This is a genomic window from Siphonobacter sp. SORGH_AS_1065, assembly GCF_030818595.1.
GTDB lineage: Bacteria > Bacteroidota > Bacteroidia > Cytophagales > Spirosomataceae > Siphonobacter.
In genome coordinates this window covers 1,046,206-1,068,381 of sequence record NZ_JAUTAM010000004.1, presented here as the reverse complement: position 1 = coordinate 1,068,381, position 22,176 = coordinate 1,046,206, and the positions used below count along the sequence as shown (strand labels likewise).

Genomic DNA, 22,176 nt, shown 5'->3' with positions numbered 1-22,176 from the left:
ATTTGTTTGATTAGTACAATTTTTGATCGATTTATATATCCCATCAACGGATGACTACAGAGGAGTTTAGCTCTGATTGCATGCTTGGCTCTTTTGCTGATTTCGCTTAACAACGAGTTGATATGGTAACGGAAAGTACCCCATTGAATAAGTACTCGCGTACGCTTACCCAGGAAGTAACCAATCCCGCTGCTCAGGCCATGCTGTATGGCGTAGGTTTGACAGAAGAGGATATGAGTAAAGCCCAAATTGGCATTGCCAGCACGGGCTATGAAGGGAACACCTGCAACATGCACCTGAATGGTCTTGCCGTTCATGTAAAAAAAGGAATTCAGGGTAATGGAATGGTTGGACTCATCTTTAATACCATTGGTGTTTCGGATGGGATGACCAATGGGAATGATGGCATGAGCTACTCTCTTCCCAGCCGCGATATTATTGCTGATTCCATTGAAGATGTAGTGGCAGGACAGTGGTACGATGGCGTCATTACGGTGGTGGGTTGTGATAAAAATATGCCCGGAGCCATTATGGCTATGGCTCGTCTGAACCGTCCCGGCATTATGGTGTACGGAGGGACGATCCGCACGGGTAGCTGGAAAGGTCAGAAGCTCGACATCGTATCGGCCTTTGAAGCCTTGGGTAAGAAATTTGCCGGAACCATTGCCGATGAAGATTATAAGGGAGTAATCCAGAATGCCATTCCCGGAGCTGGAGCCTGCGGCGGGATGTATACGGCTAATACCATGGCTTCCAGTATCGAAGCATTAGGTTTAAGCTTACCTAATTCCAGCTCTTACCCCGCTACGCACGAAGGCAAACAAGCAGAATGTCTGGCCATTGGAGCCGCCATGAAGAAATTGCTCGAACTGGATTTGAAACCCCGCGACATCATTACCCGTAAGTCACTGGAAAATGCCTTGACTTTGGTAATGGCGATGGGTGGTTCGACCAACGCCGTTCTGCATTATCTGGCGATTGCTCACGCCGCTGAAATTGAATTTACCCTGAAAGATATTCAGGACATCAGTGACCGTACTCCACTTATTGCCGATTTGAAACCTTCTGGTAAGTATTTCATGGAAGATATGCTTGCCATTGGGGGCGTTCCGGCGGTCATGAAATACCTGCTCAAAGTAGGCTTATTACACGGCGATTGTATGACGATCACAGGTAAAACCATCGCTGAAAATCTGGCCGGAGAACCTGATCTGGATTTTGAAACTCAGAAAATCATTTTCCCGATTGAAACGCCGATCAAAGCTACGGGGCACTTACAGATTCTGTACGGTAACCTGGCTCCTACGGGTGCGGTAGCTAAAATTACGGGCAAAGAAGGGGAGCGTTTTGAAGGTGTTGCCAAAGTTTGTGACAAAGAAGAAACGCTCATGGCAGCTCTGGCCAACGGTGACATTAAACCCGGAATGGTGGTAGTAATTCGTTACGAAGGGCCCAAAGGCGGTCCCGGAATGCCCGAGATGTTAAAGCCTACTTCGGCTATTATCGGAGCAGGTCTAGGTAACTCGATTGCCATGATTACGGATGGACGTTTCTCGGGTGGTACGCACGGGTTTGTCGTGGGTCACGTAACGCCCGAAGCTTACGACGGTGGCCCCATTGCTCTTATTGAAGATGGTGATCTGATTACGATTGATGCCGTAAGCAATGTCCTTCAGGTGCATATTTCTGATGAAGAAATGGCCGCCCGGAAGGCTGCTTGGGTAGCTCCAGAGAACCCCTTCCAGCGTGGTATTCTTCGTAAGTATATCAAAAACGTATCCTCAGCTAGTCTGGGTTGCGTGACGGATTTATAAGATTTGATTGTCAATAGAGTAACTACTTAAAAATAAACGCTTAACGACTCATCGTTAACAGAAAGGAAGAATCCTATGGCACACCAGATGCAAACCGCTGCCGAGGTTTTGGAAGAAGCCTCCCAACGTACAGTAACGGGCTCTCATGCCCTGATGCTGGGGTTACTGGCTGAAGGAGTAGATACCATTTTTGGATACCCCGGCGGAGCAATCATGCCTACTTATGACGCTCTTTTCGATTACCGGGAGGTCCTTCATCATATTCTGGTTCGTCACGAGCAGGGAGCGGGTCATGCCGCTCAGGGGTATGCCCGCATGCAAAATCGGGCGGGTGTTTGTATGGTAACCTCCGGCCCCGGAGCTACGAACCTGATGACGCCCATCTGCGATGCTCTGCTGGATTCGACCCCCCTGGTATGTATCGTTGGTCAGGTATATAATAAACTTCTCGGAACGGATGCTTTTCAGGAAGCGGATGTAATCGGTATGACGATGCCCATTACCAAATGGAACTATCAGATTACCAATGCGGATGAAGTACCTGAAGTACTGGCCAAAGCCTTTTATATTGCTCAAACCGGTCGTCCCGGTCCAGTGGTGTTGGACTTTACACGGACGGCCCAGATGGAGCTGATGACGAAGTCATTTTCGTATAAAAAGTGCGAAACAATGGTGAGTTACAAGCCCCGGATGGTGCCTAAAGAAGATCAACTGAAGGCGGCAGCCGAACTGATTAACCGGGCTAAGAAACCTTATATTCTGGCTGGTCATGGTATTACCTTAGCGAAGGCCGAAGAAGAACTCAAGGCATTTACCGAAAAGACGGGTATTCCGGTGGCGGTTACGCTTTTAGGGATGTCAGCCATTGACGAAGACCACCCTAATTTCGTAGGCTGGTTGGGCATGCACGGTAACTACGGTACAAACGTATTAACGAACCAGTGTGATTTATTAATCGCCATCGGGATGCGTTTTGATGACCGGGTAACCGGCGATTTAAGCAAATACGCTACTCAGGCTAAAGTCGTTCACATCGAAATCGATCCTGCCGAAGTGGATAAAAATGTCAAAGCAACGGCCCCCGTTGTTGGGGATGCCAAAGAAGCTTTGAAAGCCTTATTACCGTTGGTGGAAGAACGTTCACACGAAGAATGGCGGAATGAATTCCGGGCGTACGATGCGATTGAAGACGAAAAAATCACCCGGGCGACGCTCTTCCACGAAGGCGATCAAATTAAAATGGGCGAAGTAGTCCATTTGATTTCAGAAAAAACCAAAGGTGAAGCGGTAGTCGTAACGGACGTTGGACAACATCAGATGCTTGCCAATCGGTATTACCGTTTTAAAAAGCACAATTCCGTAGTAACCTCTGGCGGGGCCGGAACGATGGGTTTTGCCTTACCCGCAGCCATTGGTGCCAAAAGAGGAGCGATGGATCGCGAAGTAATTACCTTCATTGGTGACGGCGGCTTCCAGATGACGCTCCAGGAATTGGCTACCATCTGGCAGGAAAACCTGAATATCAAGATCGTTATCCTCAATAATAACTTCCTGGGTATGGTGCGGCAGTGGCAGCAATTGTTCTTTGACAATCGCTACAGCTTCGTGGACATTAAGAACCCGGATTTCGTAACGATTGCCAAAGGATTCCACATTGAAGGACATACCTGCCGGGATCGGGCGGCTTTAAGTGACTCCCTCGATACCATGCTGAATCATGACGGACCTTACTTACTCGAAGTCATTTGCGAGAAAGAAGAAAACGTATTCCCCATGGTTCCGGCGGGGCAGGCGGTTGATAAAATCAGATTAGAGTAGGACTTAGTTGTTGTTGGTTGATCATTGCTCGTTGACAGTAAAAACAAACAAGATCAACCAATAACCATCAACCAAACACTACGATGACTAATTACACCATTTCCATATTTACCACGAATACGGTTGGTTTACTGAATCGTATTACGATTGTCTTTACGCGTCGCCGCTTGAATATCGAGTCGCTGACGGTTTGCGAAACCGAGCGTAAAGGCGTATCCCGCTTTACCATTGTACTCAAGTCCGAAAGCCGGGAATCGGTCGAGAAACTGGTTCGCCAGATTCGTAAACTGGTCGATGTGCTGGCTGTATACGGGTATCTGGATGAAGATATTGTCTTTAATGAGACAGCCCTGTTTAAAATCTCAACGCCGCTGGGAGGTCTTGCATTGGACATTGAGCGTGTAAACAAGGATTTCAACGCCTGGGTTGTGCATTGGGGAACGGATTCGGTCGTGATCGAAAAATCGGGAACCGAAGCGGAAATTATGGAATTTTACCATTACATCAAGCCCCACGGTATTCTCGAATTCGTTCGTTCGGGCCGTATCAGTGTGTCAAAAGAAGAAAAAGGACTCGTAGAGTACCTACCTTCCGAAGGCGTTTGGGAAATAGCATAAGAGTCTGGGGTTTTGAGTTTAAAGTTGTGAGTTGTTTTAACTCTAAACCCTAAACGCCAAACTCCAAACTAGAAAGAGCTTTTACAATTTTATTACCATCAAATCTAATCAAAATGGCAAAGTTGAACTTTGGCGGAGTCGAAGAAGAAGTAGTAACCCGGGAAGAGTTTCCCCTTGAGCAAGCTCGTGAGGTCCTCAAAGACGAAGTTATCGCGGTAATCGGATATGGCGTTCAAGGTCCTGGTCAGGGTCTGAACATGAAAGATAATGGCTTCAATGTAATCGTTGGACAGCGTAAAGATTCTAAGACCTGGGATAAAGCCGTTGCAGATGGCTGGGTTCCTGGCGAAACGCTTTTCGAAATCGAAGAAGCCCTGGAAAAAGGTACCATCATTTGCTACCTGCTTTCTGACGCTGCTCAGATTGCAGTATGGCCAACCGTAAAGGCTGCTCTGAAACCTGGTAAGTCTCTGTACTTCTCACACGGTTTTGGCGTAACTTACAAAGATCAGACGGGTATCGTTCCTCCTGCGGATGTTGACGTATTCTTAGTAGCTCCTAAAGGTTCAGGAACTTCACTGCGTCGTCTGTTCGTGGAAGGTAAAGGTTTGAACTCAAGCTTCGCTGTATACCAGGATGCTACGGGTAAAGCTCGTGAAAAATGTATCGCTATGGGTATCGGCGTAGGTTCAGGTTACCTCTTCGAAACGGATTTCTACAAAGAAGTAACTTCTGATTTAACGGGCGAGCGTGGTACGCTGATGGGTGCTATTCAAGGTATCTTCGCGGCTCAGTACGAAGTTCTTCGCGAGAATGGCCACTCTCCTTCTGAAGCATTCAACGAAACGGTAGAAGAGCTGACTCAGTCTCTGATGCCTTTAGTAGCTGAAAACGGAATGGACTGGATGTATGCCAACTGTTCTACTACAGCTCAGCGTGGTGCTCTAGATTGGTGGAAGCCTTTCAAAGAAGCTACGAAGCCCGTGTTCGAAAAATTATACAACTCGGTTAAATCAGGCGAGCAAGCTCAGATTTCAATCACTCGTAACTCACAGTCAGATTACCGTGAGAAACTGGAAGTAGAATTAGCTGAACTGCGTGAATCTGAAATGTGGAAAGCCGGTTGCTACCGTACGTAGCCTGCGTCCCGAGCGTAGCTAGTAGCGTTTATATGTTTAGGGTTTGGAGTTTAGGGTTTAGAGTTAAAAAAATAACTCACAACGTTAAACTCAAAACCCCAAACTCAATTGGGGTGAATGAGTGAATGTGAATCCATTCGTTCATTCACCCTTATTAGTAAAGAGTGAAGAATAACAGCGTACAGTCAAGTGAACAGGGAAGAGAAACTGGAAACAGGAGACCGCAGCGGCGGCCGCTCAAAACTGTAAACTACTCCAGCCCAGCGTTAAAAGATATCTATAGTGACTACCCCGGCACAGACGTTAGCTCGTCGCATTGAAGAGAAGATGAAAGAAACCGTTGATTCCCCGACGCTATTCCCCCAGCTTGACGACATATTCCTTGCCGCCGAACGCTTGCGTAAAGTGGTTACGCACACCCCCCTTTCCCAAAATCTGAACTTATCAGCTAAGTTTGGAGCTAATGTATACCTCAAACGCGAGGATCAGCAGATTGTTCGTTCCTATAAATTAAGAGGAGCTTACAATTGCATGGCCAAGTTACCCCCCGAAGCTCTGGCTAACGGAGTAGCCTGTGCCAGTGCGGGTAACCACGCTCAGGGCGTGGCCTATGCCTGCCACAAAATGGGAGTAAAAGGGACGATTTTCATGCCCAGCACCACGCCCAACCAGAAAGTAAAGCAGGTAAAATTATTCGGTAAGGAAGAAGTAGAAGTAGTACTCACGGGCGATACTTTTGACGATGCTTACGTGGCTGCCCGTACCTTCGAACGCGAACAGGGAGCTACGTTCGTACACCCCTTTGATGATCTGGGCGTAATGGAAGGGCAGGGAACGGTAGGCCTTGAAATTTTCAAGGATGCCGATTTTAAAATTGATTACGTGCTCTTCGCCATCGGTGGGGGTGGGTTGGCTTCGGGCGTCGCTACGGTATTCAAGCATTTGTCTCCGCATACCAAGCTCATCGGCATTGAGCCAGCCGGAGCTGCTTCCATGCGTGAATCCATTAATCATGGCAAAATTGTAACGCTTGACGATATTGACAAATTTGTCGATGGAGCAGCCGTGAAGCGGGTGGGAGACATGACTTATGAAATCTGTAAAGAATTACTTGACGACGTAATCGTAGTGCCGGAAGGTAAAGTTTGTACAACGATTATGCAGTTATACAACGAAGAAGCCATTGTAGCTGAACCCGCCGGGGCTCTGAGTATTGCTGCTCTTGATTTTCTGAAAGATGAAATCAAAGGAAAAAACGTAGTGTGCCTGGTAAGTGGGGGTAATAACGACATTACCCGGATGGAAGAAATTAAAGAGCGTTCGCTTTTGTACGAAGGCCTGAAGCATTATTTCATCATTCGGTTTCCTCAGCGGGCAGGTGCGTTCCGGGAATTTTTAAACGTATTAGGGCCTAATGATGACATTACTCGCTTTGAATATGTAAAGAAAACCAACCGCGAGCAGGGGCCCGCTATTGTAGGTATTGAATTGAAATCCAAGAGTGACTTTTCGTCTTTAATTCACCGCATGAATGAAGCAAAAATCACGTATGAATATTTGAATGACAAGCCGGATTTATTTGGGATATTAGTATAAGGATACAGATAAAATGGGAAATTCATTAATATTGTTTTCCCATTTTATCTACCTAATCTAATGTTCCGCTATTTTTTAATAAGTGCACTTTTGCTATTTTGGGCAGAGTGTGGATTTGCTCAAAGCAATTTCCAAAAAGGATATATTGTAAAAACAGAAGGGGATACTTTATTCTGTTATATTGATTACCAGGATTGGTCCGATAGCCCGGCTGAAGTCTACTTTAAAAGAGATCTTACCCAAAAAGAAGAACGCCTAACGGCTTTAAGTAGTAAGGGTTTTTACATCGAAGGTAAAAATGAACACTATGAATCTCATTTGCTTAATCTTTTATACGTAGGCATTGAGGTATACGAAAGTCGCCCGGATCACTATTTTCAGCAAACGTTATTTCTTGAAAAACTTTGGAGTAATACGACCATCAGTCTGTATTACGGCCAGAGTGACAAAGACGGTAAACCCCGTTTTTTTATTAAAGATTCTACTTCCTTCTACGAGTTACTTAACTATAGCTACTATAAAGAAGTTAACGGTCAGAACTATCTGGTTAAGATTGAAGAATACAAAAAACAGCTCAGCCAGCTTACAAGTGATGCGGCAGGTTTTTCAATGCCTATACCACCTTATGCTGAGCGATATCTTATCAAATATTTGCAGGCCTATCATGAAAAACGCACCGGAGGGCAGTCGGTAAAGTTTAGAAAGGAAGATGAGCGTTCTTCCTTTTATGTAGGTTTAAGTGCAGGGTCAGAGCGGTTAAACATCACCAACATCCGGCAGAAGGAAAATAATCTAAGTCTGGGGCTGGCTCTGCGAATTAATTTCCCTAGGAATCATCAGAATACCTTTATTAAAACCGCCTTCTATGTCACACCCAAAATGATGATTTTTGATGAACTAAATCAAAAACAGGGTGCTGGTCGAGTAAATAACCTGGAATTAGTAGCTGGTCAATACATTGGTAGCGGCAAAATTCAGCCCTTCTACTCGCTTGGAATGACGTATTTTGAAACTCCCGTCAAGTCTTTTGGGTTTATAACGCCGACCATAGGAATCGCTTATAAAAAACAGATGGAACTAGAAATAGCTCATTTTTCACCTCTGTTTTTTCAGATTCAGGATGAAACTCCTTCTTTAATTCCTACCCGGATTACTTTCAACTATTTCTTTAAGGCTAGATAAATAGAACTTAGATAGCCTGTATTCAGAATTGGAATGATAGCTCAGCTAGTCATTGCAATTAGCGAGAGGAGGCTTAACAAATGAAGTTTTATCTAGATGTAATACTTTTAAGATTTACCCTATGCTTTCCCGATCTCTATTAATCTTACCATTTGTTTTTATTTCGTTTATTACGGCGTTAGCTCAAACCCAATTTCAACCCGGCTATGTCGTAGTCAACCCATCCGATACGTTGAGGGGTTACATCAACAATAAAGACTGGGATATCAGCCCTACTCAGATCGCTTTCAAAAAAGATCTTTCCCAGGAAGAACAAATTTTTACGGCTGAGCAGATTTCTGCTTTTTATATTGAAACGGATCAGTCGATTTTTGAATCCCATCAATTAAAGCTTTTAATTGTTACTAGTGATCTCTATGCTTCTATACCTAATACCTACGTAGAGCAAAAGGAATTTATTGAACGAATCTGGACTAACGGGGCTATTAACCTGTATCGTGAAAAGAGCCCACGCGATGAACGAGAACGTTTCTTCATTAGTCAGTCCAACCGTTTTTACGAATTGGTTAATTTCAAATACAATAAAATTAAAGATGGTCAACAATACAGTGTTACCATTGATGAATATAAGGATCAGCTTGCTCAATTAACGGCCGGAACATCGGGTTTTTCTGCTTCAGCACCTACGTATTTTTCTAGTCAAATCATTAAGTATCTCAATGCATATAATGAAAAATTAACGGGTCATAAACAGGTTAAGCAATCAACGGAGCGAAAAATGGCAATCTTCGTAGGATTAGGAGCCGGGATTGAACGATTAAATAGTTATGATCTAAATCGACGTGATAACGATTTCACTGCAGGACTTGCGGTAAGGGTGCACTTCCCACGTAATCATCAGCGGTCTTATCTAAAAGCCAGTTATTTTATGACTCCTAATATGTATTACTATAATATATACACGGAGAAAGGTCAGCCTCAATGGGGAAGTGCAGCTGAAGTGTCAGTAGGAACCTATATTGGTTTAGCCAAGGTTCAGCCATTTATTAGCGTTGGTTTTGGACATTACTGGATATCTCCACCTTCGAGTAAAAGAATTCTGTACCCTACCTATAATTACACGATTTTACAGCCGAGTGTAGGCATTAGCTACAAGAAGCGTTTAGAGCTGGAAGTATCTCATTTTGCTAGCCTCTTTTTCAAGAGCAGAACAGACGCTACCTTTTTCGTTCAGCCAAGAATTTCTTTAAATTATTATATAAAAATCAAATAATAAACTATATTGACCCTCTTTTATGTTATAAAGTACAATTCAATAGAAGTACATATCATGAATACAGTATCCGAACTACGGGAGCTGGCTGCCAACTTAGCGGCTTTCCCAACCGAAGAAGAGAAACTAGAGTTTTTACATCGGCAATTAGCCGCATTTTCCAATCTTTCTCCCGAACATCAAACCCGCCAGCTTCTGGAATGGGAAGCTTTTCAGGAAAAAGACCATAAGATTGTAGCAAAACCCATTGCTAGTGCAGAAAGTAAAAACGCTGCTTAGTTTTTAGAATTTTAGTTTTAGCAGGTTTGACGGTGTTTGAGGTTTGAGAGATTATTTACTTTCAAACGGGTTCAAACGGTCAAACCTGCTTCTTTTAACCCCTGTTTGCCGTGCTCCGTGTTCCTGCCTTCATGCATGCCCATGAATTTGAATCCCTTAAGATTCAGGACATGACCTTTGTGGCCTATCGAAATCAGGACCCTCCGCTACGTAACGAAGTGTTTTTTGAAGAACACGCCGTTATTTTCGTGCTGGAAGGAGAAAAGCGTTTTCTGGCTCCCGAAGGCGAAACCCGGGTAAAAAAAGGAGATGTCGTATTTATTCGGAGAGGTTATTACTTTATGCAGGAAGCCTTAGACCGGGCGTATCGAAGTCTGGTTTTTTTCTTTCATGAAAAGCTATTAAAATCCTTCGTTGAGCAAAATATTGAATTAATCTCCGGTCCACTTCAGAAACGGGAAATTGAAAACCCATTACTGGTGTTTGCTGGTAATGAAAGCCTAAGTGCATTTGCCGATTCGATTTTTCCTTATTTTCAGCGTCCTACACCGTTTTTAAATCAGTTTCTACGACTGAAATCCCACGAGTTATTATTGCTTTTGATGGAAAATGACGAAACGGGTCAGTTAAAGGCTTTCCTTCATAGCTTGTATCAGGGAGAAAAACTTGATCTGGAATGGTTGCTGAAAAGTTATTACCTCAAACCGTTGTCCTTAAATGAGTTAGCTCGACTGTCGGGGCGAAGTCTTTCGGCTTTTAAACGGGATTTTGAAAAACAGTTTGCCAGTAGTCCTGCCGCGTGGATTCGAAAAAAGCGACTGGAACACGCTGTTTTTTTATTGGAAAACTCTGGAAAAAACGTCTCCGAAATCAGTTTGGAAATAGGGTATGAAAGCGTTTCCCATTTTATTAAAGCCTTTAAGGAACAATACGGCTCAACGCCCACTTTATATAATAGGACTAAAAACGCTATCGTTTGAACGTTTGACGATAGCATGAATTTAGATTGATCCCCCACTTTTGTAATCAATATTGATTTCCTGATCACAATGAGCAATACCCCTCAAACATTATTCGATAAAATCTGGGACAGTCACGTCGTGAAACGCCAGGAAGGATACCCCGATGTGGTATTTATCGACCGTCACTTCATTCACGAAGTAACCAGCCCTCAAGCATTTGATGGGCTGCGTAAACGCGGAGCCAAAGTTTTTAACATTAACCGTACGACGGCTACGGCTGACCATAACGTTCCTACCAAGGATCAGCACCTGCCCATCCGCGAAGCTCTTTCACGGCATCAGGTAGAAAAACTGCGGGAAAACTGCAAAGAGTTTGGCATTGAACTTTACGACTTGCTGCACCCCTTCCAGGGTATCGTACACGTCATCGGACCCGAGTTAGGTATTACGCAACCGGGGATGACCATCGTCTGCGGCGATTCTCATACTTCGACCCACGGAGCTTTCGGTAACGTAGCTTTCGGCATAGGTACGTCAGAAGTAGAGCAGGTCTTGACGACGCAGTGTATCATTCAGTCGAAGCCTAAGAAAATGCTTATCGAAGTCAACGGAACGCTGGAAAAAGGCGTGACGGCTAAAGACTTGATTTTATACATCATCGCTAAAATCTCAGCGGCAGGTGCGACGGGGTATTTCGTCGAATACGCGGGTGAAGCCATTCGCAACCTGACAATGGAAGGTCGAATGACGGTATGTAACATGAGTATTGAAATGGGTGCTCGCGGCGGAATGATTGCCCCCGACGAAGTAACGTTTGATTATATGCGAGGTCGCCGCTTTGCACCTCAAGGCGAAGACTTCGACCGCAAAGTAGAAGAGTGGAAGCAGTTGAAAACTGACGAAGGTGCTCAGTTTGATAAGGTATTAACCTTCGATGCTGCCGATATCAAGCCGATGATTACTTACGGAACGAATCCAGGTATGGGTATCGGTGTGACGGATCACGTGCCAACGCTGGAAGAGATTCCTGCTACGGAGCAACCTTCTTTCCAGAAGTCATTGAATTACATGGGTTTACAGCCCGGTGAAAGTCTGCTGGGAAAAGCTATTGATTACGTTTTCATTGGATCATGCACGAACGCCCGCATCGAGGATCTTCGCGAAGTAGCTGAGTTTGTGAAAGGCAAGCAAAAGGCTAATGGGGTAGAGGTGTGGATCGTACCCGGCTCTAATCAGGTAGCTGAACAGGCCAAAGCCGAAGGGCTCGATAAAGTTTTTGAAGGAGCCGGTTTCGAATTACGCGGTCCCGGCTGCTCAGCTTGTCTGGGTATGAACGAAGACAAGGTACCCGCAGGCAAATATGCCGTGAGTACGTCTAACCGAAACTTCGAAGGTCGGCAAGGACCTGGAGCTCGGACGTTGCTGGTTTCTCCTCTGACTGCCGCTGTAGCTGCTGTTACAGGGAAAGTGGGCGACATCCGGGAATTGGTGTAACTATCACTTAGTAAAAAAACGCAAAGGTCATGACTCAGCTAATCTTGAAAATCAAAGATGATTCGAAAGTGAATTTTGTTGAAAAATTACTTTCTGAATTAGACTATGTAGAAATTCAGGTTCCCAAAGCTAAAAGCAGTAAGAAGAAGACCGGATTATTTGAACATGCAGGAATGTGGGCTGGTCGAAGTATCGATGCTGACACCTTGAGAAAAAAAGCATGGAAGAAGGAAGATTGATCCTTTGCGATACGAATATTCTTATTGAAATCTATCGGAATAACGCTTCTATCATTTCGGAAGTAGGAAAGATAGGAGAGCTGAACGTAGCTCTTAGCGTAATTTCTGCGGGTGAGCTTTTGTACGGTGCTATGAACCGCAAAGAACTTGCCAGTATTCGTAAGGATCTAGCGAAAGTGAGTTTACTGAAGATTGATAGCCAGGTTTGTGAAATTTTTCTTCAACTCATGGCTGAGTATTCCTTAAGTCATCATTTAGACGTGCCTGATGGACTGATTGCTGCCACTGCTATTCGTAATGATGTAGAGTTATTTACATTAAACAAGAAGCACTTTCAATTCATCCAAGGCCTTCGTCTATATTCATTATAAAAATGGCAAAAGAAACAATAACCAAATTGACTTCACAGGCGGCTCCGCTGCCTATTGAAAATATAGATACGGATCAGATTATTCCCGCCCGTTTTTTAAAGGCAACTACTCGTGAGGGTTTTGGCGATAACTTATTCCGGGACTGGCGTTATAATTCAGATGATACGCTGAAGGCGGATTTCGTTTTGAATGATCCTACCTATAAAGCCGCCAGAATTCTGGTAGCGGGTAAGAACTTTGGGATGGGTTCCAGCCGTGAACACGCAGCCTGGGCGATTCACGATTACGGCTTCAGTGTCGTTATTTCCAGCTTCTTTGCGGATATTTTCCGTAATAACTCGCTCAATAACTTTGTATTACCCGTTCAGGTATCCGAAGAATTCTTGGTCAAGACTTTTGCCGCCATCGAAGCGGATGCTCAGGCTCAGATTACTGTTGATTTAGAAAATCAGCAGGTAACTCTACCCGACGGAACGGCGACTTCTTTTGAGATTAATCCCTACAAGAAAAACTGTCTGATGAATGGCTATGATGATATCGATTATCTGATCTCATTACGCCCAGAAATCGAAGCATTTCAGGCGAGTTTGAATTAACCACAGAGGTGCACAATGTATGGCACAGAGTTTCACTGAGTTAAATAAAATTTCAAGTCAGATTCTGGGTTGTGCTTATCAGGTTCATACTGCTTTGGGTCCAGGCTTACTTGAGAGTGCTTATAAGGAATGTCTGGCTTATTCTCTTTCTAAAAAAGGTTTGTTCGTAGAAAAAGAAAAGCCCATGCCTTTGGTATTTGAAGAAATTAGGCTTGAAGTGGGATACCGAATTGACCTTTTGGTTAATCAACAAATTGTAATTGAACTAAAATCAGTTGAAGCATTAAATGAGGTACATCTCGCTCAAATTCTAACTTACATGAGGCTTGGCCCTTACAAATTGGGATTATTAATGAATTTCAATGTGTCAAGCCTGAAAAATGGAATCAAGCGAGTCGTACTTTAATAAGAATACTCTGAGTAGCTCTGTGAAAAACTCTGAGTTACTCTGTGGTTAATTAAACCTGCAAATGTCAAGCAAGCACATTTTAGTAATTCCCGGTGATGGGATTGGTCAGGAAGTGACAGCCGTTTCCAAGCAAGTAGTAGAAGCCATTGGCCAGAAATTTGGTCATGAGTTTACGTTTGATTATGCCCTAATTGGTCACGCGGCCATCGAAGCCACGGGTCAGCCGCTCCCTGAAGAAACCATTGAAAAGTCGAAAGCTTCCGATGCCATTTTATTCGGTGCCGTAGGACACCCCAAATACGATAATGACCCTTCGGCGAAAGTACGTCCTGAGCAGGGGCTTTTAGGCATTCGCAAAGCTCTGGGACTGTACGCAAACCTTCGTCCCATCAAACTATTTGATGAGCTTTTGGAAGCGTCTAGCATCAAGGCAGAAATCCTTCGCGGAGCGGATATTCTCTTCTTCCGGGAATTAACCGGCGATATCTACTTTGGTGAGAAAGGACGCCAGGACGAAGGAGCTACCGCGTATGATATTGCAAAATACAGTAAATACGAAGTAGAACGCATTGCTCACAAAGCCTTCGAAGCTGCTCGGAGCCGTCGCGGAAAATTGTGTTCGGTTGATAAAGCCAACGTTTTGGAAACGAGCCGTCTGTGGCGTGAAGTTGTGCAGGAAATTGCAAAACAGTATCCTGACGTAGAAGTAGAGCACCAGTTTGTAGATTCGGCGGCCATGATGCTTATTAAGGATCCCCGTCGTTTTGACGTGGTGTTAACGGCTAATCTATTCGGGGATATCCTGACGGATGAAGCCAGTCAGATTGCTGGTTCCATGGGTATGCTAGCTTCGGCTTCGGTGGGAGATTCGGTAGGTCTTTACGAGCCCATTCACGGTTCAGCTCACGACATTACCGGAAAAGGCGTGGCCAATCCTCTGGCTTCTGTACTCTCGGCGGCTCTCATGTTGGATATTTCTTTTGGCATGAAAGCCGAAAGCGAAGCCATCATTGCAGCGGTAGATAGCGTACTGAAAGATGGGTTCCGTACGGGAGATATTGCTGACGCCACTACAGATGCTTCCAAAATCCTGGGAACGGATGCCATGGGGGCAGAACTGCTTAAGCGGATTGCTTAATCCTCAAAGCGAAAAAAGGTAATAAGAAAGTCCTCTTGTTACACAATAAATATTTGTCAGAATCAAATTTCCGGCTATTTTTGTCCTCACAATAGAAACCGCCTGTGTTATGTTTGCGAAGACTCTCAACCTTTCTCTTATTCTTCTCGGTCACACTGTCTGAGAACGGGAGCTGGTTGTAGCCATACTCAGCCCTTTCTCAGACTTCTGGGAAAGGGTTTTTTTATGAGGCGTTTTTATTGTTTTGACTTGATAAAGAAATCCCCGCTTGTTTATCAGGTTTAACCTAACCAAGCGTTAATTCACGATCACATTGTTTACTTATGAGCCAAAGAATTCAAATCTTCGACACCACCCTGCGGGACGGCGAGCAAGTGCCCGGCTGTCAATTAACTACCGAAGAAAAAGTAGTAATTGCTAAGGAACTTGAGCTTCTCGGAGTGGATGTTATTGAGGCGGGCTTTCCGATTTCAAGTCCCGGCGATTTTCGCTCCGTGGAAGAAATCTGCAAGGCAGTAACCGAGCCTACGGTTTGTGGACTTACCCGAGCCGTTGAGAAGGATATTGAAGTAGCCGCTGAAGCTCTCAAGCATGCCAAACGTCCCCGGATTCATACGGGTATCGGTTCCTCAGACGTACACATTCTTCATAAGTTCAATTCCACCCGTGACCAAATTCTGGAACGGGCCGTGAAGGCCGTGAAGTATGCCAAGAAATTCGTTGAAGACGTGGAATTCTTTGCCGAGGATTCGGGTAGAGCAGATCTCGAATTTTTAGCTCGACTGACCGAAGGCGTTATTAAAGCAGGTGCTACGGTAGTAAACCTTCCTGATACAACAGGTTATTTACTTCCCGAGCAGATGTACGAGCGTATTTCGTATTTGTTTGCCAACGTAACTAACATTCATCAGGCAACGATCTCTATGCACTGCCATAATGACTTAGGTCTGGCAACGGCGAATACCCTGGCTGGTATTCGGGCTGGAGCTCGTCAGGTGGAGGTAACCATCAACGGTATTGGTGAAAGAGCGGGTAATACTTCGTTGGAAGAAATTGCCATGGCTCTGAAAGTACATAAAGATCTGGGATTTGAAACGGGCATTGATTCTACACGTCTGTACCCCCTTTCTAAGCTGGTATCTGGCATGATGCGGATGCCCGTACAAGCTAACAAAGCCATCGTAGGCCGTAATGCTTTTGCTCACTCTTCGGGTATTCACCAGGATGGGCACTTGAAAAATTCATCTAACTACGAAATCATTAACCCTGAAGATGTAGGAGTGCCTAGCTCAGAAATCATTCTGACGGCTCGTAGCGGACGGGCTGCTTTGCGTCACCGTCTACAACTTTTAGGCTTTAAATCAGATAAGCTGGATATCGATAGTCTTTACGAACGATTTTTATTAATGGCCGATGAGCGTAAGATGATCCACGATCAGGATCTGATGGAGCTGGTAGGCTAAGCACATAACTTAATCAGGATGACAAAACGGTCTGTGGATTTTTCCCACAGACCGTTTTTCGTTTCTAACAAGCTGAATCTATGCGAATTGGTTAAAAATTCATTTAAATCGAATAAGATTATACATATAATAAATTATAATATTGCTGTAATTTATATATTTGGAATTGATTACTTCTAAACTCTATGAAAACGACTACTAATCGACTCGTGAGCGAAGAACCGCTCTTATGGAAAAAATTCATCAGAGGAGATCGTCAGGCTTTTCAGGAACTCATTCTTTCGCATTACAAGCCATTGCTTAATTACGGCATGCGATTTTGTCGCGATCAGGATTTCGTTGAGGACGTAATTCAGGACCTCTTTATTTACTTATGGGAGCATAAGGAAGATTTGACAGAGACACCGGCTTCCGTTAAAAACTACCTCTTCAAGGCCTTTCGCAACCGGGTTATCTTTGACCTGAAGCAACATCAGCGATTAACTGATTTCTCTGAAAAACATGAGGATCGGGATGATTTTCTAGAAGGGGGCATTCAGGATAGCTGGATCCATACGGAAACTGAAACGCATCTGAATTCCCATTTGGCTTCAATTGTTTCCCAACTGCCTGACCGCCAACGGGAAGCCTTATTTCTGAAATATTATCACGACTGCGATATTCAGCAGATTTCGGATATCATGGGTATTAACCGGCAATCCGTTTCCAATCATCTTCAGAAAGCCATTCATTACTTAAAAGGCCATGTTCAGAAACAGCAATTGTTTTTTAACATCATTGGCTGTTTACCTCTATTACTAACGGATTTTTAGTCTTACACCTCCGTTCCCTTCATACTTAATCTACTATACAGGGCTTTACTCTCAGGAAAAGAGTAGAATCTGGTTTCATGGAAAATTATTTTAAGAAAATTTATTATCAAAGAGTATATCCATGATCCATTTTCCTAATCGTATTGAAGTAAGCTCTCTCTTTAATTATTTCATGGATAGTTATAATGATTTCAAGGTAGAGGATTTTCTGGAAAACCCGTCCTTTCGGCATTGGGTCTATGGAAAAGCAACACAATCAGAAGAAAATTTCTGGGTCGCTTTTCTGTTAAGATATCCCGAAGCAGAAGACGCAATCAGCCAGGCAAAACATCTGCTTCAAGCCTTGACAGAGCAAGAGATTGAGCTTTCAGATGCTTATATCAAGGAAAGATCCAATGAAATTATAAGTCAGCTAGCTCCCGAAACGCCTGTTTATCAGTTACGCTGGTGGAGATGGAATATCGCGGTGGCTGTTTTTGTAGCTCTGGGAGCTATAGCCGTTAGCTGGATCTATTGGAAATCGCAACGGCCAGTAAAAGCCGAATGGGCACACGTAACTACGCCGGTAGAAAAGGATAAAAAAGGTTGGGAAATTGTCAGAAATACAAGTCAGCGGACGAAGCTGGTGTTATTACCCGATGGCAGTTCACTGCTTTTGCAGCCTAAAAGTCAAATAGAATTCCCAACCATCTTTCAGGCAGATAAACGGGAGGTAACGCTAAAGGGAGAAGGCTTTTTTGAAGTTAAAAAGAATAAAAAGCAACCCTTCTATGTCTACGCTAACGAAGTAATTACGAAGGTAACCGGTACAAGTTTCAATATCCGGGCTTTTGATACGGACGAAGAAGTGAAAGTAACGGTCAAGACGGGGTCAGTGGCGGTTTATAAAAAAGAGCAGAGCCAAACGCCTTCGCTGATCGTATTACCCAAGCAGCAGGCCACCTTTGAGCGACAGGATTACAGTCTCCATCTCAAAAATATTACGTTGCCTGAACTATCAAGTCTCGAAAAAGAAACCTTTTCTTACGTTCATACACCGATCAAGGAAGTATTTGAAAAACTGAGTAAAACCTATGGAGTAGCTTTTCAGTACGATTCGGAGGCCTTAAAGTATTGCTCTCTAACGGCAGTATTGGATGATCGGCCCTTACAGGAAAAGCTAAACCTGATATGTACCGCTATTGAAGCCAAGTATGAATATCGTAATGGCGAAGTAGCTATTTACGGAAAAGGCTGTACTAAACCTTAATCAATTTCTAGTTTCTTCTTGACGATTTGCCTATGTAGAACTTTAACACCCCAATGAAAAAAAGCCCCCGATGTTGCCGCATCGGAGGCCAAAAAATCTCCCCTTAAAAGCTTGCAAAAAAATGCACATCCTCTCAGAAAGGATGCAGGGGATCTGTTTGTCTAATTGGTTTATTAAACCTCCCAAATTTATGCAAAAAATTAGCTACTCAAACAAACTGCTGTACGACCTTATGAAAGTCAGTTTTGTGCAGTTTTTCATGGCAGTAGTTTTTGTTGGAGTCAGTCACGCACATGAGAGCTCCGGACAGGAAGTTCTCCGCCAACGAGTTACTATTGCCGTAAAAAATCAGGAACTGGAAGAAGTATTGGCTCAACTTTCGAAAATTGCCCACGTTCATTTTTTATATAGCCCTGAACTGGTGGCTTCTAATCGTAAAGTGAACCTGACTCTCCGCAACCAGCCCATTGGTTCGGCTTTACAGGAGTTGCTTAACCCTCTGGAATTAACCTACCAGATCATGGATGAGCAAATTGTAGTGAAGCGGAAACCCATGCTGACCGCCCATACGGTGATGATTTCTAATGAAAAAATCACTAAAACCGAAACGACCGAAACACCCGCTGATATTTCTATCAAAGGGGTAGTGCTTGGTGAGGATAACCTACCCCTGGTAGGTGTGAGTGTGCAGGTAAAAGGAACGACTATCGGAACAACAACTAAAGCCGATGGCTCCTATCAACTGACGGTGCCTAACAGCGAAGCCGTACTTATTTTCAGTTACGTGGGTTACCTAAAACAGGAAATTCCCGTAGGAACCAAGTCGACCGTTGATGTAATTCTACAAAGCGATACCCAGTCTTTGTCAGAGGTAGTCGTAGTAGGTTACGGTGAGCAGAAAAAAGAAACGGTAACGGGTGCGGTGACTACGGTAAAAGGTACGGATCTGGTGAAATCTCCCGCCGTTAACTTATCGAACTCTATTGCTGGACGGATGCCAGGTGTAATCGCCGTGCAACGCAGTGGTGAGCCTGGTTATGACGGAGCCGGTATTCGGATTCGTGGTACAAACACGTTGGGTAACAGCGATGCCTTGATCGTAGTAGATGGAATTCCGGCACGGGCGGGTGGTTTTGACCGCATTAACCCAGCCGATATCGAGACGATTTCTGTATTGAAAGATGCTTCGGCTGCCATTTACGGTGCCCGGGCCGCCAACGGGGTTATTTTGATTACAACCAAACGCGGAAAAACGGGTAAGCCTGAGTTATCGTATTCCTTTAATCAGGGTTTCTCGCAGCCAACGGTTATTCCTAAACTGGCGAATTCTTCTCAGTTTGCAGAAATGCGTAATGAGTTGGAAATCTTCAACTTACCTGCCAATGAATGGCGGGCAGCCACGGATGCGTTCCGCTCTACAGGTAGCTACACGCGTCCAGACGGAACGGTAAAAGCAGCCCCTTATAAACCTGAAGATTTCCAGAAATTTGCGGACGGTTCAGATCCCTGGTTTCACCCCAATACCGACTGGTTTAAAGATGCTTTGAAAACTTGGTCTCCGCAGTCGCGGCACAATGTGCAGCTTAGTGGAGGTACTGAAAATGTGAAGTATCTGACTTCTATCGGCTATCAAAACCAGGATGCGTATTACAAAAATTCAGCCACGGGTTACAAACAGTATGACCTTCGTTTGAATCTGGATGCGAATATCAATAAGTACGTACACGTGAGTTTGGGAAGTATTGCTCGTCAGGAAAACCGTCGCTTCCCTACGAAAGGAGCTGGAACCATTTTCCGGATGTTGATGCGTGGTCTGCCTACGCAGCCAGCTTACTGGCCTAATGGCATGCCTGGCCCTGACATTGAAAACGGTGAAAACCCGGTGGTAATCACAACGAATCAGACGGGATATGACCGCGATACGCGTTATTACTGGCAAACGAACGGTTCGATTGATATTAAAATCCCGGGTGTAGAAGGACTGAAATTTACCGGAACAGCTGCTCTGGATAAATACATCAGACAAACCAAACGCTGGGAAATCCCCTGGTATCTGTATACATTCCAGGGAGCGTACGAAAGTGATGGCGTAACGCCTGTTTTAGTACGAGGCAAACGTGGTCCTGCGGAACCCCGACTGACCCAGGGTAATGAAGATCAGTTGAACGTACTGTTAGGTGGAATCGGAACCTACGAACGTAAGTTTGGAAATCATGCCCTGACGGTTTTAGCGGGTGTGAACAAGGAAACCGTTCGTAACGATAACTTCAGTGCATACCGTCGTTACTTTATCTCTACCGCTATTGATCAGCTTTTCGCGGGTGGTGACCTGGAGCGTACGAACAACGGTGGTGCCTGGGAACGTGCTCGTTTGAACTACTTCGGTCGGGTGGCCTATAACTACAAAGAGAAGTATCTGGCTGAGTTCCTGTGGCGATACGATGGTTCTTACATGTTCCCCCAAGCAACCCGTTACGGATTCTTCCCCGGTATCATGGCTGGTTGGCAGATTTCAGAAGAAAACTTCTTCAAGAACAATGTCAACTTCGTGAATTATCTGAAACTGCGGGCTTCATACGGCCAAATGGGTAATGACCAGATCTATTATAACGGGTCCCTTCAGGAATATCAGTATTATTCGACGGCAGGTTTTGGTACGTACGTAATCAATAACCAGTTACAGAAAACGTTGTATGAGTCTCGCGTTCCTAACCCTAACATTACCTGGGAGGTAGCTAATAACTCAAACATCGGTCTGGAAGGTCAGTTGTTCAATGGAAAAATCAACTTCGAGTTTGAATATTTCTACAATAAGCGGACAAGTATCCTGTGGCGTAAAAATGCTTCCATTCCTCAAACAACGGGTATGAACCTGCCTGCCGAGAACATCGGTAAGATGCAGAATACCGGTTTTGAATTCAAGGTTGGCCACAACGGACAGAAGGGTGATTTCCGCTATAACATTAGCTTCAACGGAGGTTACGCCAAAAACAAAGTTCTCTTCTGGGATGAAGCAGCAGGAGCCCCTGCCTGGCAGCGTACGACGGGTAAACCCCTGAATGCATTCATGTTCTATCAATACGACGGGGTATTCAAGGACCAAGCCGATATTGATGCCACGCTTGCCAAGGTGGATTACTCAGCCATTACGAATACCGTTCGTCCTGGAGATATGAAGTACAAAGACTACGATGGCAATGGAAAAATTAATCCAGATGACCGCGTTCGTGGTAACAAGAACACCATTCCTACGTTGCAAGGCGGTTTGAACGGCTCGTTCTACTACAAAAACTTCGATCTGACGGTGTTATTCCAGTACGCTACGGGTGCTCAGTTGTACGTTAGTACGGGTGAATCTGGAAGTATTGGTAACTACCTGCTGGACGTATACCAACACCGCTGGACAGTGGACAATCCAAGTGATAAACACCCCCGGATTGCGGACCGTAGTAACCAGTATTATTCTTACGACAACACGTACTGGCTGCGTAGCTCCGATTACATTCGTCTGAAAAACCTGGAGTTAGGCTATACCCTGCCTTCAACCATCAGCAAGCAGATTGGCATGAATGCAGTGCGTTTCTATGTAAATGGTCTGAACCTCTTTACAGTGGACAAACTGAAAGTGTACGATCCTGAAGCAGATAATACTACGGGTCAGTACTATCCCCCTGCTCGCATCATCAACACGGGCTTGTCTATCACATTCTAAGGAAGGTTAGTTT

At 44.5% G+C, this 22,176-nt stretch carries 18 protein-coding genes and 1 pseudogene; all 19 read left to right on the top strand.

Features of this window, described 5'->3' with window-relative positions:
* The first annotated feature begins 122 nt into the window (after nt 1-122).
* The 19 genes and pseudogenes from ilvD to QE390_RS05050 all read left to right on the top strand — a co-directional run bounded on the left by ilvD (nt 123) and on the right by QE390_RS05050 (nt 22,163).
* On the top strand, nt 123-1,814 hold the full coding sequence (ilvD, locus tag QE390_RS05140) for a dihydroxy-acid dehydratase (RefSeq protein ID WP_307141338.1): 1,692 nt from the start codon (nt 123-125) through the stop codon (nt 1,812-1,814).
* Between the two features lie 75 nt (nt 1,815-1,889).
* Nucleotides 1,890-3,632 carry a biosynthetic-type acetolactate synthase large subunit gene (gene ilvB / locus QE390_RS05135; protein WP_373424531.1) on the top strand — a complete coding sequence of 581 codons (1,743 nt, stop codon included), beginning with the start codon at nt 1,890-1,892 and terminating at the stop codon, nt 3,630-3,632.
* Between the two features lie 83 nt (nt 3,633-3,715).
* Nucleotides 3,716-4,249 carry an acetolactate synthase small subunit gene (ilvN, locus tag QE390_RS05130; protein ID WP_106637177.1) on the top strand — a complete coding sequence of 178 codons (534 nt, stop codon included), beginning with the start codon at nt 3,716-3,718 and terminating at the stop codon, nt 4,247-4,249.
* A gap of 113 nt (nt 4,250-4,362) precedes the next feature.
* A pseudogene (gene ilvC, locus QE390_RS05125) lies at nt 4,363-5,410 on the top strand (ketol-acid reductoisomerase).
* 305 nt (nt 5,411-5,715) lie between these two features.
* Nucleotides 5,716-6,984 carry a threonine ammonia-lyase IlvA gene (ilvA, locus tag QE390_RS05120; RefSeq protein ID WP_307143531.1) on the top strand — a complete coding sequence of 423 codons (1,269 nt, stop codon included), beginning with the start codon at nt 5,716-5,718 and terminating at the stop codon, nt 6,982-6,984.
* 60 nt (nt 6,985-7,044) lie between these two features.
* The gene (locus QE390_RS05115; RefSeq protein WP_307141337.1) at nt 7,045-8,166 is read left to right on the top strand and encodes a hypothetical protein; all 1,122 of its coding nucleotides are present in this window, start codon (nt 7,045-7,047) and stop codon (nt 8,164-8,166) included.
* Between the two features lie 52 nt (nt 8,167-8,218).
* The gene (locus QE390_RS05110) at nt 8,219-9,439 is read left to right on the top strand and encodes a hypothetical protein (RefSeq protein ID WP_307141336.1); all 1,221 of its coding nucleotides are present in this window, start codon (nt 8,219-8,221) and stop codon (nt 9,437-9,439) included.
* A gap of 57 nt (nt 9,440-9,496) precedes the next feature.
* Complete coding sequence (locus QE390_RS05105) at nt 9,497-9,718, top strand: hypothetical protein (RefSeq protein WP_307141335.1); 222 nt, start codon at nt 9,497-9,499, stop codon at nt 9,716-9,718.
* A 110-nt stretch (nt 9,719-9,828) separates the two neighbouring features.
* A complete protein-coding gene (locus QE390_RS05100; RefSeq protein ID WP_106637183.1) occupies nt 9,829-10,698 on the top strand; it encodes an AraC family transcriptional regulator in 870 nt (289 codons plus the stop codon).
* Between the two features lie 69 nt (nt 10,699-10,767).
* Nucleotides 10,768-12,174, top strand: a complete 1,407-nt coding sequence (leuC, locus tag QE390_RS05095) for a 3-isopropylmalate dehydratase large subunit (protein WP_106637184.1) — start codon at nt 10,768-10,770, stop codon at nt 12,172-12,174.
* Nucleotides 12,175-12,203: 29 nt separating this feature from the next.
* The gene (locus tag QE390_RS05090) at nt 12,204-12,413 is read left to right on the top strand and encodes a hypothetical protein (protein WP_106637185.1); all 210 of its coding nucleotides are present in this window, start codon (nt 12,204-12,206) and stop codon (nt 12,411-12,413) included.
* On the top strand, nt 12,395-12,784 hold the full coding sequence (locus tag QE390_RS05085; RefSeq protein WP_307141334.1) for a type II toxin-antitoxin system VapC family toxin: 390 nt from the start codon (nt 12,395-12,397) through the stop codon (nt 12,782-12,784). Before QE390_RS05090 ends, QE390_RS05085 begins: the two co-directional genes overlap by 19 nt.
* Nucleotides 12,785-12,786: 2 nt before the next feature.
* Nucleotides 12,787-13,380: a 3-isopropylmalate dehydratase small subunit gene (gene leuD, locus QE390_RS05080; protein ID WP_307141333.1), complete on the top strand. Its 594-nt coding sequence runs from the start codon at nt 12,787-12,789 to the stop codon at nt 13,378-13,380.
* A gap of 19 nt (nt 13,381-13,399) precedes the next feature.
* Nucleotides 13,400-13,786 (top strand): GxxExxY protein, encoded by a 387-nt coding sequence (locus QE390_RS05075; RefSeq protein ID WP_106637187.1) that lies wholly within the window; start codon nt 13,400-13,402, stop codon nt 13,784-13,786.
* Between the two features lie 64 nt (nt 13,787-13,850).
* Nucleotides 13,851-14,927: a 3-isopropylmalate dehydrogenase gene (gene leuB / locus QE390_RS05070; RefSeq protein ID WP_106637188.1), complete on the top strand. Its 1,077-nt coding sequence runs from the start codon at nt 13,851-13,853 to the stop codon at nt 14,925-14,927.
* Between the two features lie 323 nt (nt 14,928-15,250).
* The gene (locus QE390_RS05065; RefSeq protein WP_106637189.1) at nt 15,251-16,390 is read left to right on the top strand and encodes a 2-isopropylmalate synthase; all 1,140 of its coding nucleotides are present in this window, start codon (nt 15,251-15,253) and stop codon (nt 16,388-16,390) included.
* Between the two features lie 185 nt (nt 16,391-16,575).
* Nucleotides 16,576-17,202, top strand: coding sequence for an RNA polymerase sigma factor (locus QE390_RS05060; protein ID WP_106637190.1), 627 nt, complete (start codon nt 16,576-16,578; stop codon nt 17,200-17,202).
* 121 nt (nt 17,203-17,323) lie between these two features.
* Nucleotides 17,324-18,451 carry a FecR family protein gene (locus tag QE390_RS05055; protein WP_307141332.1) on the top strand — a complete coding sequence of 376 codons (1,128 nt, stop codon included), beginning with the start codon at nt 17,324-17,326 and terminating at the stop codon, nt 18,449-18,451.
* Between the two features lie 190 nt (nt 18,452-18,641).
* A complete protein-coding gene (locus tag QE390_RS05050) occupies nt 18,642-22,163 on the top strand; it encodes a TonB-dependent receptor (protein WP_307141331.1) in 3,522 nt (1,173 codons plus the stop codon).
* Nucleotides 22,164-22,176 lie beyond the last annotated feature (13 nt).